This window comes from Harryflintia acetispora, assembly GCA_004340125.1.
GTDB lineage: Bacteria > Bacillota > Clostridia > Oscillospirales > Ruminococcaceae > Harryflintia > Harryflintia acetispora.
Map to the genome: position 1 here is coordinate 162,040 of SLUK01000007.1, position 11,514 is coordinate 173,553.

Here is an 11,514-nt window from a genome sequence, read left to right on the forward strand (position 1 = left end):
AAGGGGGCGGCGCCCCTTTGGCAGGTGCGGACTGCGTCCGCGACCTTAGCCGGGTTTGCTGGCACTCGCCTTGACGGAATCCTTCCTCGGATCAGGAAGGGGAGCAAAAAGCTCCCAGTGGGAGGTTTTTGCGTGGGGAAACCCTATCAAGGGGTTTCCCCATGGCGGTTTTGCCGCCATCTTCTCCCAACGCGGAAGCTCCAAGCTGTCCGCCAGTCGCGGACTGATGACGGGTTATTCAGGATCAATGCATCCTTGCCCCGGCACCCCGGGGGTGTTGCTTCGGGGCTGTCCGCCCCGCACCCCGACCCCTTTCTTTTATTTGAAAAGAAAGGGGGAAAGAAAGCAAACAAAGGAGGGGACGCCCCTCCTTGACCACCCCTCGCGCGACCACGCGCGGACTATACATGTCTAGCCCGCCGCGAAATGCGAAGCCCCGCTCCGGAAACCCGGAGCGGGGCTTTTTGCCCGCGCAGGCGACTGATGGCAACAACGATTGCACCCCCTTCGGGGGCCTTTTCCCGCGAAGGGGGTAAGGGCGGCCTCCGGCCGCCAAATTAGTTGTCTACAATTTCTTCTTCCATACTTTCTAATGCGAATTCGCAACACTGTACAACGACTTGACTGAAACTGAGTTTCCGTTTGCCAGCCAGCTCATCTAGCTTGTTAATCAAAGTTTTTGGCATGTAAACAGACTTTGTTTCTGAATCGTCTCCACTTTTTAGCTTGAATGGCACACGGATACCCCCTTTCTAAGTATTATTGTACATTAGAAAGACTAATAATTATATATTTGAAAACAATTGCTTTTCTATTAGAAAAGCAGTATAATATACTTGTGGCAACGCCACACCTCAAATATGGGGCTTACCCCCGCCTTCCCCGAAAGGGGGAGAAAGAGGGGCGGGACCCTTGTCCCGCCCCTCTTCCTTTTCTTCATCCTATGGAGTGTTGCCGGTTGCCCCCGGCGCCGTTACTCCTGCGCCGAAGGGGCGGCTGCCTCTTCCGGCTGCTCGTCTTTCTCGTCGGGCTGCTCGTCTTCCTGCTCGGGCTCGGCGTAGTACATCAGCTCGTGCAGCGGGCATTCCAGGACATAACAAATCCTTGCGAGAATATCAAGATCGGCCCTGCGCAGCGTGGCACCGTGCCAGTAACGATTGATCACATCGTATTTGCTGTCGGTATACCTGCACAATGTGCTTTTGCTGACGTTTAGCTCCGCCATTTTCTCGTCGATCCTCACTAAGATTCTTCCGTGGTCTTGCCCTTGATACATCCTTCTCATGTTGTTTTCCTCCTTTTTTGTTGTCCCAAATGTCGAATATCGTCCGAACCTGACCTGAGCCCCCTTTCTTTAATAAAAGTGGTTTCAGCATAGCACAAGGCTATCCATATTGACATCTACCTTAAAAAGGGGTACCCTATACAGGGGTAAAAATTTCGAGGGAGATGAGAACGGTGCGGCTGAACGAACATGATTACGGGGTGGTCGCCACCCTACAGGAACATCTGCTGGAAGAGCAGGCGGCGTCCATGCGCCAGACCAAACTTCCGCTGGAGCTGGCTTATTTGCAGTCGCGCCTTGCCGCGCGCTTGCAGAGCGACCCGAGCGAGATGACCCGCTATATGGGGCTGCTCGAACAGGAGCAGCAGCTATACGACCCCGGGCGCGCCTTCCGCTATGGGCGGCTGTGCGCCTGGTCGCAGCTTCCGCAGAAGGAGGGCTTCCTGCACTATCTGCGCTATGAGCATCTGCGCCCACAGGCAATCTATCTTTACGAGCAGCTCCAGGAGAGCTACGAGCGGCTGCGCCACGGGCTGGGCTGGGAGAGCGGCGAGCTGCGGGAGTTCACCGAAATGTACCGGGAGCTCAACGGGACGGTACACCGGGAGATCGAGGCGTTTTACAAGCTCGGCTACCAGGCCGGGCGGCCGGCGACAAGGCCGGCAAAGGAATAGGGGATTTTGAAGGGCTTCTCCGGGGGAGGGGCTTTCTTTTTTTCTCCGTTTCGGCGGGTGGGAAAAATGTGTAAAAAGTTTGTGACCATCCCGGTTTCCCCTTGCAAAATACAGCCGATTGTTTTACAATAGGTTTGATTGTAGTATGTTTAACAAGTGGCGTTTCAATAGAAAAGAAAGGGTGTTTTGAAAATGACTTCATTGAACAAAAAATCCGTGGAAGACCTGCCGGTATCGGGCAAGCGCGTACTGGTGCGCTGTGATTTCAACGTCCCGCTCAAGGACGGCGTGATCACCAACGACAAGCGCATTGTGGCCGCCCTGCCGACCATCAAATATCTGATCGACAAGGGGGCCCGGGTGATCCTGTGCTCCCACCTCGGCCGCCCGAAGGAGGGCTTCGAGCCCGAGTTTTCCCTGGCCCCGGTCGCCAAGAGGCTCAGCGAGCTGCTGGGCAAGGAGGTCGCCATGTCGAAGGACGTCATCGGCGAGGACGCCAAGGCGAAGGCCGCGGCTTTAAAGGACGGCGACGTGATGCTGCTGGAGAACGTGCGGTATCATAAGGAAGAGAAGAAGAACGACCCGGCGTTCGCCAAGGAGCTCGCCTCCCTGGCCGAACTCTATGTCAACGACGCGTTCGGCGCGGCGCACCGCGCCCACGCCTCCACCGCCGGCGTGGCCGATTACCTGCCCGCCGCCTGCGGCTATCTGATCCAGAAGGAGATCAACTTCATGGGCGGCGCGCTCGAGGACCCGAAGCGCCCGCTGGTCGCCATCCTGGGCGGCGCGAAGGTGTCCGACAAGATCGGCGTGATCGAGAACCTTATTAATAAGGTAGACACCCTGATTGTCGGCGGCGGCATGGCCTACACCTTCTTCAAGGCGCAGGGGCACACCATCGGCACCTCGATCTGTGAGGACGACAAGGTGGAGCTGGCCCGCGAGATGATGAAGAAGGCCGAAGAGAAGGGCGTCAAGTTCCTGCTGCCGGTGGACAACATGGTCGGCAACGAGTTCAAGGAGGACTGCGAGCGCAAGCTGGTCGAGTCCGACGACATCCCGGACGGCTGGATGGGGATGGACATCGGCCCGAAGTCGATCGCCCTCTTCTGCGAGGCGATCAAGGGCGCCGGCACCGTGATCTGGAACGGGCCGATGGGCGTGTTCGAGTTTAAGCCCTTTGCCGAGGGTACCCTGGAGATCGCCAAGGCGGTCGCGGACAGCGGCGCCATCTCGATCATCGGCGGCGGCGACTCGGTCGCGGCGGTGACCAAGCTGGGCTTCGCGGACAAGATGTCCCACATCTCGACCGGCGGCGGCGCGTCCCTCGAGTTCCTCGAGGGCAAAGAGCTCCCCGGAATCGCCTGCCTGAACGATAAGTAATGATTTGAAAGCGAAAGACGTGGGGGAAACGCCACGTCTTTCGCAATATAGCCTTCTCCCGCCCGTTGGGCTGGTGAGGAGCGGGAGGAAACGATGCACTTTTTTTACCCCTTTTATTACGACTACCACGTCACTTGGGAGCTGCTGGGCGCGCTGGCCTCGTTGGCCGGGGTCGCGCTCTATGTGCTACGCGCGCTGGGGCTGTACCGGATGTCGAAGAACACCGGGCTGGGCCGCGCGTGGTTTGCCTGGGTCCCCTTCCTGCACGAGTACCAGTGCGCCAGGATGGGGGACCGCGCGCGCAAGGCGCAGGGCAAGACCGAGTTTTTATGCAGCCTTACCATCGCGGTGGGGGTCATCGCGGTGGCGGGCTTCGTGCTGCGCCCGATCTTCTGGCACATCTTTTTGGTGGGCTGGATTTTCAGGCTCGCCTATTCGCTGGTGGGGCTTTGCTGGCTGGTGGCAAGCGTGCTGGCCGACTACTGGCTCTATACCGATTTTGAGCCGTCGATGGCGGCGCTCTACACCATCCTGTCGGTGCTGCGCCTGGATGGGATCGCCAAGTTCCTGATCCGCAGCAATGTGCCGGTCGGGGTGGCGGGCGTGTGTATCCCCAAGCAGCCGAAATATTAAATATAAGATAAGAAGACAAAGGAGTTAAAACGTTATGGAGAAGTCCCTTCGCAAGGCGGTCATCGCCGGAAACTGGAAAATGAACAAGAACCGCGCCGAGGCGAAAGCCCTCATCGAGGAAATCAAGCCCCTGGTCAAGGACGCCGACTGCGGCGTGATCGTCTGCGTGCCCTACACCAATCTGGAGACCGCGCTCGAGCTCTGCAAGGGCTCGAATGTCGGCGTGGGGGCGGAAAACTGCCACTGGGCCAAGTCGGGCGCCTTCACCGGCGAGATCTCGGCCGACATGCTCGCCGAGATGGGTGTGGAGTACGTCATCATCGGCCACAGCGAGCGCCGCCAGTACTTCGGCGAGACCGACGTGACCGTCAATCAGCGGGTGCGCGCCGCGCTGGATGCGGGCCTTCGGGTCATCCTCTGCGTGGGCGAGCTGCTCGAGCAGCGCGAGCAGGGGATCACCGAGGAGATCTGTGCCATGCAGACCAAGGTGGCGCTCCAGGGGGTGAGCGAGGCCGAGCTCGAAAGGATCATCATCGCCTATGAGCCGGTCTGGGCGATCGGCACCGGCAAAACCGCGACCGCCGACCAGGCCGAGGAGGTCTGCGCATTTATCCGCTCGGTGGTGGAGAAACTTTATAATAAGAAGGCGGCCGATGCGCTCACCATCCAGTACGGCGGCTCGATGAACGCGGCCAACGCCGACGAGCTGCTCTCGAAGAAGAATGTCGACGGCGGGCTGATCGGCGGCGCCTCCTTAAAGGCGCCCGATTTCGCGGCGATCGTCAAGGCGGCCTCCAAGTAAAATTCGCTGAGAAAGGCAAGGTTCATACTATGAAAAAACCTGTTGCACTCATCATCATGGATGGGTACGGCTATAATCCCGACAGCTACGGCAACGCGATTGCCGCGGCCAATACCCCCACCATGGACAAGCTGATGGCCTCCTGCCCGCACACCCTGATCGGCGCGTCCGGGATGGACGTGGGCCTTCCCGACGGGCAGATGGGCAACTCCGAGGTCGGGCATACCAACATCGGCGCCGGGCGGATCGTCTACCAGGAGCTGACCAGGATCACCAAGGCGATCAGCGAGGGGACCTTCTTCGAGAACGAGGCGCTCTGCGGCGCGATGGACAACTGCAAGCAGAACGGGGGCGCTTTGCACCTGATGGGCCTGCTCTCGGACGGCGGGGTGCACAGCCACAACAAGCACCTCTACGGGCTGCTCGAGATGGCCAAGAAAAAAGGCCTCGATAAGGTCTATGTGCACTGTTTCCTCGACGGGCGGGACGTTCCCCCCTCCTCGGGCGCAGACTATGTCAAGGAGCTCCACGACAAGATGGAGGAGCTCGGCGTCGGCAGGATCGCCAGCGTGATGGGCCGCTACTACGCCATGGACCGCGACAACCGCTGGGAGCGGGTGCAGAAGGCCTATGATGCGATGGTGCTGGGTCAGGGCGGCCATGCCGCCTGCCCGTATGAGGCGGTCAAGAAGTCCTATGAAGAGGGCGTGACCGACGAGTTCGTGATCCCCTTCGTGGTGGAGGGGATGGAGCCGATCAAAAACGGCGACTCGGTGGTGTTCTTTAATTTCCGCCCCGACCGTGCGCGCGAGATCACCCGCACCTTCGTCGATCCGGACTTCGACGGCTTTGCGCGGCGTGACGGCGCGCTGGACCTCTATTTCGTCTGCATGACCCAGTACGACGCGACCATGCCGAACGTGCACGTCGCCTTTAAGCCCCAGTCGCTCAAGAACACCTTCGGCGAATACATCTCCCAGAAGGGCCTCCATCAGCTGCGCATCGCCGAGACCGAGAAGTACGCCCACGTCACCTTCTTCTTCAACGGCGGCGTCGAGGCGACCTATCCCGGCGAGGACCGCGCGCTGATCGCCTCCCCGAAGGTGGCCACCTACGACCTCAAGCCCGAGATGAGCGCCTATGAGGTGACCGACGAGCTGCTTCGCCGGATTGCCAGCGACAAGTACGACGTCATCGTTCTCAACTTCGCCAACTGCGACATGGTCGGGCATACCGGCGTGTTCGAGGCGGCCGAGAAGGCGGTCGAGGCGGTGGACGAGTGCCTGGGCAAGGTGGTGGACGCCATCCTCGCAAAGGGCGGCGCCGCGCTGATCACGGCCGACCACGGCAACGCCGACAAGATGTACGAGCCAGACGGCTCCCCCTTCACCGCGCACACCACCAACCAGGTTCCGCTGGTGGTGGCGGGGTACCCGTGTAAGCTGCGCGAGGGGGGAAGGCTTGCCGACCTCGCGCCCACCATGCTGAAAATCCTCGGACTGCCGCAGCCGGCCGAGATGGACGGCAAGTCGATCATCCTGGATTGACAGGGCTTTAACAAGCACAAAACCCGCAGAGCTTCTGCGGGTTTTTTCTTTTCAGGATCGAAATTGGCAGAAAACTCAGGTGGAATGCTTGGATATGGCGCGGGGGTTTGATATAATAAAGATAGACGGACTGGTTGGTCCGCTTCGGTTGACAAGCCTGATCCGAAAAGACTATAATAAACCTATAGTCTCAAGCGAAACTTGAGACATAAAGCCGTCGGCTTTTGGGAAAGGAGAGCATAACATGGGACATCCCCTGTTGTTTCAAACCGATTTCGGCCTCGCGGACGGGGCGGTCAGCGCCATGTACGGCGTCGCCTATTCGGTGAGCGAGGATCTCAAGATAAGCAACCTCACCCATGAAATTACCCCCTATGACATCTGGGAGGCCAGCTACCGCCTGATCCAGACGGTGCAGTACTGGCCCGCCGGGACGGTCTTCGTCTCGGTGGTGGACCCCGGCGTGGGCTCGACGCGGCGCTCGATCGTGGTCGAGACCAGCAGCGGGCAGTATGTGGTCTCCCCGGACAACGGCACCCTGACCCATGTCAAGCGCATGTGCGGGGTCGTCGCCGCGCGGGTGATCGACGAGAGCGTCAACCGCCTGCCGAATTCCGGCGAGAGCTATACCTTCCACGGGCGGGATATCTACGCCTATACCGGCGCGCGGCTGGCTTCCGGGGTGATCACCTTTGAGCAGGTCGGGCCCGAGGTGCCCGTCGACAGTGTGGTCGAGCTGCCGGTCGTCGAGGCCAGGCGGGAGGGCGACCTGGTCGCCGGCACCATCGACGTGTTGGACGTGCGCTTCGGCAGCCTGTGGACCAACATCCCGCGCGAGATGTTCCTTGCGCTGGGGCTCGGGCACGGCAGCCGGGTCGAGGTGACCATCACCAACGACACGCGGCATATCTATAAGAATATCCTGGTTTACGCCAAGTCCTTCGCGGACGTCTACGTCGGCGAGCCGCTGGTTTACGTCAACAGCCTGGACAATATCGCGGTGGCCATCAACCAGGGGTCGTTTGCCAAGGCCTACAACATCGGGACCGGGAACTCCTGGAAGATCCAGATTCGTAAAGCGCCGAAAATTATTTACGAATAATAACTGATTGTGCGGTTCGGCGCTTTGAGCGCACGAAAATTATTTACGAATAATAACTGATTGTGCGGTTCGGCGCTTTGAGCGCACGAAAATCATTTACGAATAATGATTGATTGTGCGGTTCGGCGCTTTGAGCGCACGAAGATCATATACGAATAACCACAGAGGTGGAAGACGGGACATCCCCGTTTGACATAACGCTTTTAACAGTTTGGGAGGGAAACAACATGAACAAGAAATTTTCCATCAAGACGGTCGTCGCCATCGGCATCGGCGCGGCGGTGTTCGTGGTCCTGGGCCGTTTCGCGGCGATTCCGACCCCGATTCCGAACACCACCATCAACACCCAGTACGCCTTCCTGGCGGTGATGGCCATGCTCTTCGGCCCGCTTGCCGGGGCGCTCATCGCCTTCATCGGCCACCTGCTGATCGACCTGACCGCCTACGGCTCGCCCTGGATGAGCTGGATCTTCGCCTCCGGCGTGGCCGGCCTGCTGATGGGCCTGTTTATGAAGAAGATCGACGTTTCTAACGGCGAGTTCGGCAAGAAGGAGATCATCACCTTCAACGTGGCGCAGGTCATTGCGCACGCCGTCGCCTGGATCCTGGTCGCCCCGGCGCTGGACGTGGTGATCTATGCCGAGGTGGCCAGCAAGGTCTTCACCCAGGGCATCGTCGCCTTCATCGCCAACGTGATCACCACCGGTGTGATCGGCACCATCCTGGCGGTCGCCTATGCCAAGACCCGCACCAAGAAGGGCAGCCTGGATAAGGAATAAGCGCACAAAGCGTTACGGCGGATGGAGGGACTGGAAAGCCCCTCCATCGCCATGTGTGGAAGGATTAGAGAACGGCCCCGGGCGCTCGCCTGGCCGGAAAGGCTGGTAACACAGGATGAAGCAACCGCTCATTGAATTTCGGGACTTCACATTTCAATACAACGCCCAGAAGAAGCCCACCCTTTATAACATTGACCTGACCATCCACGAGGGGGAGAAGGTGCTGATCGTCGGGCCGTCCGGCTCGGGAAAGAGCACCCTGGCGCACTGTATCAACGGGCTGATCCCCTTCGCGTGGGAAGGCAGCCATACCGGCAGCCTCAAGGTGATGGGGAAGGAGGCGAGCGAAGAGAGCATCTTTTCCCTCTCCAAGATGGTGGGCACCGTGCTGCAGGACCCGGACGGGCAGTTTATCGGCCTGACCGTCGGGGAGGACATCGCCTTCGCGCTGGAAAACGACAGCGTGGACCAGGATGTGATGAAGGAACGGGTGGAGAAGGTCGCCGCGCTCGTGGATATTGAGAGCCATCTGCACGCAGCGCCCCACGAGCTCAGCGGCGGGCAGAAGCAGCGGGTATCTCTGGCGGGCGTGATGGTGGACGACGTCAGGATCCTGCTCTTCGACGAGCCGCTGGCCAACCTCGACCCGGCTACCGGCAAGCAGGCCATCGAGCTGATCGACGACATCCAAAGGGAGCTAGGCTCCACCGTGTTGATCATCGAGCACCGGCTGGAGGACGCGCTCTGGCGGCATGTGGACCGGATCGTGCTGGTCTACGACGGGCGCATTGTCGCGGACACCACCCCGAACGAGCTGCTCGCCTCTGGGCAGCTGCGCGAGTGCGGGATCCGTGAGCCGCTCTACCTGACCGCGCTGCGCTACGCCGGGTGCGAGATCACCCCGGACATGCTGCCGGAGAGTATCAATACCATCCGGCTGGAGGGGTGCCGTGAGAGGCTGGGCGAGTGGTACCGCAGTGTGCCGGTGCACGTCAGCGCGCCCGACACCCCGCCGGTGCTGGAGGTGAAAAACGTCAGCTTCGCCTACGCCAGCGGTGGCGAGGTTCTGCACGACGTCTCCTTCACGGTGCACGAGGGGGAAATGCTCAGCATCGTGGGCAAGAACGGTGCGGGCAAATCCACCATGAGCAAGCTGATCTGCGGGTTTGAAAAGAATACCAGCGGCACCATCCTCTTCGAGGGGAGGGACATCGCCGCCGACACCATCAAGGAGCGCGCGCGGATCATCGGGATGGTGATGCAAAATCCCAACCAGATGATCTCCAAGACGATGATCTACGAGGAACTGGCGCTGGGGCTGCAGGTGCGCGGCATGCCGCAAGAGGAAATCGAGCGGCGCGTCGAGCATGCCCTCAAAATTTGCGGGCTTTATCCCTTCCGCAAGTGGCCGATTTCGGCGCTCAGCTTCGGGCAGAAAAAGCGGGTGACCATCGCCACCATTCTGGCGCTCGACCCGAAGGTGATCTTCCTCGATGAACCGACCGCCGGGCAGGATTTTAAGCACTACACCGAGATCATGGAATTTTTGCGCGAGCTCAACCGCGCGGGGGTCACCGTCATCATGATCACCCACGACATGCACCTCATGCTGGAATACACCAACCGCTCGATCGTCTTTTGCGACGGGCGGGTCGTCGCGGACGACACCCCGGCGAACATCCTGTGTAACCGGGAGATCATCGAGCGGGCGAACCTCAAGGAGACCTCGCTTTACGAGCTGTGCCGGCGCTCGCTGGATGTGGAGCCAAATGGCTTTGTGCAGCGCTTTATTGACTACGATCGGCAGGTGAGAGGGATATGAAGGTACTGCTCGGCTATATCGACCGCCCGTCGGTGGTCCATCAGCTGACCGGCGCGACCAAGCTGTTGGGGGTCATGCTCTGGTCGGTGGCGGCCATGACCACCTACGACACCCGGGTGCTTGTCTGCCTGATCGCGATGAGCCTCGTGATTTTTGCAGTTTCCAAGATCAAGGTGTCGGACATCTCCTTTGTGCTGACCTTCATTTTGATCTTCCTGCTGCTCAATAACCTCGCCATCTTCCTCTTTTCACCCGAGGAGGGGGTGCGCATCTATGGCACGCGGCACGAGCTGTTTCACATCGTGGGGAGATATAACGTGACCCAGGAGCAGCTGTTTTACATGCTGAACATCAGCATGAAATACTTTGCCGTCATCCCGATGGCGCTGCTCTTCGTGGTGACCACCAATCCCAGCGAGTTCGCTGCATCCCTAAACCGGATCGGGGTGAGCTATAAGATCTCTTATGCGGTGGCGATCGCCCTGCGGTACATCCCGGATATCCAGCGGGATTACCACAACATTGCGCTCGCCCAGCAGGCGCGCGGGATCGACATCTCCCGCAAGGAAAAGTTCTGGAAGCGGGTGAAAAACGCCGCAGCCATCGTGCTGCCGCTGATCATGCAGAGCCTCTCGAGGATCGAGGTAATCTCGAACGCCATGGAGCTGCGGGGTTTCGGCAAGGGGAAGGGGCGCACCTGGTACTCGGCGCGGCCCTTTGTACGCCGGGATTATATCGCCATTGCTTTTGTGAGCGTGGTGATGGTGCTCTCACTTGTCGTCACCTTCCATGATGGGAGCCGGTTTTATAACCCGTTCCTCTAGAGGACCACCCCTGCAAGGGGTATTGAATGGGGCGCAAAAGTCATTTACCGCTCCTCGGGAGGCCGCTTTTCTCAGAAAAGCGGCCTCCCGCTGATTAGAGCAAACATTTTTTGTGCAAACTATCACCGCATCATCCTGTCCCTCGAAAGCAGATTTGCATGGGAAATGCAGGTAAAAATCGTGTAAAACGACGAAGTTGCATTTTTGAGGCGGAAACTGCAAATCCATGCGGAAAATCTATTGACAAAAAAGGAGAGGATGTGCTAATATAAATAAGCTGTCCGGCGGGAGGCCGTGATCTTGAGCCCGAAAGGGTGAGGGGAAAGGGTTGACAAGAAGGGCAGCAGGGTGATATAATAAAACTTACCTCCCTCGGGAGGCGGGGTTTGTTAGAGCCCTTGGGAAACGCGTCGGGCGCGGCCCGACACCAAAGAAAAGGCGTGTTGGCAAGCACGAAGTGCTTGACGGGAGGAGCAGAGCTCCGAGAACGGCTTTTCAAAATGCGAAGGAAGTTGCTTGAAGCGGAAAAGAACGTGAAGCGTTCTTAGAATGCGTCGGGCAATGCCCGACGCTATAGGACCTTGAAAATTGAACAACATGAAAAAGCGAACCTTTGAAATTCTAATGAGTAATTCAAAGTAGTGCGTGGGACTTTTGGGACAT

General features: G+C 59.1%; 11 protein-coding genes. 9 read left to right on the top strand and 2 right to left on the bottom strand.

Annotated elements, in window-relative coordinates:
- Positions 1–973: 973 nt before the first annotated feature.
- The gene (locus EDD78_RS09280) at positions 974–1,285 is read right to left on the bottom strand and encodes a helix-turn-helix domain-containing protein (protein WP_079698496.1); all 312 of its coding nucleotides are present in this window, start codon (positions 1,283–1,285) and stop codon (positions 974–976) included.
- A gap of 173 nt (positions 1,286–1,458) precedes the next feature.
- On the opposite strand from EDD78_RS09280, the gene EDD78_RS09285 reads away from it, so the two are divergent.
- The 9 genes from EDD78_RS09285 to EDD78_RS09325 all read left to right on the top strand — a co-directional run bounded on the left by EDD78_RS09285 (position 1,459) and on the right by EDD78_RS09325 (position 10,851).
- On the top strand, positions 1,459–1,959 hold the full coding sequence (locus EDD78_RS09285; RefSeq protein WP_132084759.1) for a hypothetical protein: 501 nt from the start codon (positions 1,459–1,461) through the stop codon (positions 1,957–1,959).
- 192 nt (positions 1,960–2,151) lie between these two features.
- Positions 2,152–3,342, top strand: a complete 1,191-nt coding sequence (locus EDD78_RS09290) for a phosphoglycerate kinase (protein WP_132084760.1) — start codon at positions 2,152–2,154, stop codon at positions 3,340–3,342.
- A gap of 93 nt (positions 3,343–3,435) precedes the next feature.
- Entirely contained in the window at positions 3,436–3,975 is a 540-nt protein-coding gene (locus EDD78_RS09295) for a hypothetical protein (RefSeq protein WP_132084761.1), read from the top strand.
- A 34-nt stretch (positions 3,976–4,009) separates the two neighbouring features.
- Complete coding sequence (gene tpiA, locus EDD78_RS09300) at positions 4,010–4,777, top strand: triose-phosphate isomerase (protein WP_132084762.1); 768 nt, start codon at positions 4,010–4,012, stop codon at positions 4,775–4,777.
- A 29-nt stretch (positions 4,778–4,806) separates the two neighbouring features.
- Positions 4,807–6,324 carry a 2,3-bisphosphoglycerate-independent phosphoglycerate mutase gene (gene gpmI / locus EDD78_RS09305; RefSeq protein ID WP_079698503.1) on the top strand — a complete coding sequence of 506 codons (1,518 nt, stop codon included), beginning with the start codon at positions 4,807–4,809 and terminating at the stop codon, positions 6,322–6,324.
- A gap of 244 nt (positions 6,325–6,568) precedes the next feature.
- A complete protein-coding gene (locus EDD78_RS09310; RefSeq protein WP_079698504.1) occupies positions 6,569–7,426 on the top strand; it encodes an SAM hydrolase/SAM-dependent halogenase family protein in 858 nt (285 codons plus the stop codon).
- 227 nt (positions 7,427–7,653) lie between these two features.
- Positions 7,654–8,205, top strand: a complete 552-nt coding sequence (locus EDD78_RS09315; RefSeq protein ID WP_079698506.1) for an ECF-type riboflavin transporter substrate-binding protein — start codon at positions 7,654–7,656, stop codon at positions 8,203–8,205.
- Positions 8,206–8,320: 115 nt separating this feature from the next.
- Positions 8,321–10,027: an ABC transporter ATP-binding protein gene (locus tag EDD78_RS09320; RefSeq protein WP_132084763.1), complete on the top strand. Its 1,707-nt coding sequence runs from the start codon at positions 8,321–8,323 to the stop codon at positions 10,025–10,027.
- Positions 10,024–10,851 (top strand): energy-coupling factor transporter transmembrane component T family protein, encoded by an 828-nt coding sequence (locus EDD78_RS09325; RefSeq protein WP_079698508.1) that lies wholly within the window; start codon positions 10,024–10,026, stop codon positions 10,849–10,851. Before EDD78_RS09320 ends, EDD78_RS09325 begins: the two co-directional genes overlap by 4 nt.
- Before the next feature lie 389 nt (positions 10,852–11,240).
- On the opposite strand, the gene EDD78_RS14100 is transcribed toward EDD78_RS09325, so the two are convergent.
- A partial coding sequence (locus EDD78_RS14100; RefSeq protein WP_207668668.1) for a hypothetical protein occupies positions 11,241–11,514 on the bottom strand: 274 nt, incomplete at its 5' end.

What these genes read in the sequence shown, in the direction of transcription:
- EDD78_RS09280 (WP_079698496.1), bottom strand. Translation starts at nt 1,285, where the DNA reads ATGAGAAGGATGTATCAAGGGCAAGACCACGGAAGAATCTTAGTGAGG.
- EDD78_RS09290 (WP_132084760.1), top strand. Translation starts at nt 2,152, where the DNA reads ATGACTTCATTGAACAAAAAATCCGTGGAAGACCTGCCGGTATCGGGC.
- EDD78_RS09295 (WP_132084761.1), top strand. Translation starts at nt 3,436, where the DNA reads ATGCACTTTTTTTACCCCTTTTATTACGACTACCACGTCACTTGGGAG.
- tpiA (WP_132084762.1), top strand. Translation starts at nt 4,010, where the DNA reads ATGGAGAAGTCCCTTCGCAAGGCGGTCATCGCCGGAAACTGGAAAATG.
- gpmI (WP_079698503.1), top strand. Translation starts at nt 4,807, where the DNA reads ATGAAAAAACCTGTTGCACTCATCATCATGGATGGGTACGGCTATAAT.
- EDD78_RS09310 (WP_079698504.1), top strand. Translation starts at nt 6,569, where the DNA reads ATGGGACATCCCCTGTTGTTTCAAACCGATTTCGGCCTCGCGGACGGG.
- EDD78_RS09315 (WP_079698506.1), top strand. Translation starts at nt 7,654, where the DNA reads ATGAACAAGAAATTTTCCATCAAGACGGTCGTCGCCATCGGCATCGGC.
- EDD78_RS09320 (WP_132084763.1), top strand. Translation starts at nt 8,321, where the DNA reads ATGAAGCAACCGCTCATTGAATTTCGGGACTTCACATTTCAATACAAC.
- EDD78_RS09325 (WP_079698508.1), top strand. Translation starts at nt 10,024, where the DNA reads ATGAAGGTACTGCTCGGCTATATCGACCGCCCGTCGGTGGTCCATCAG.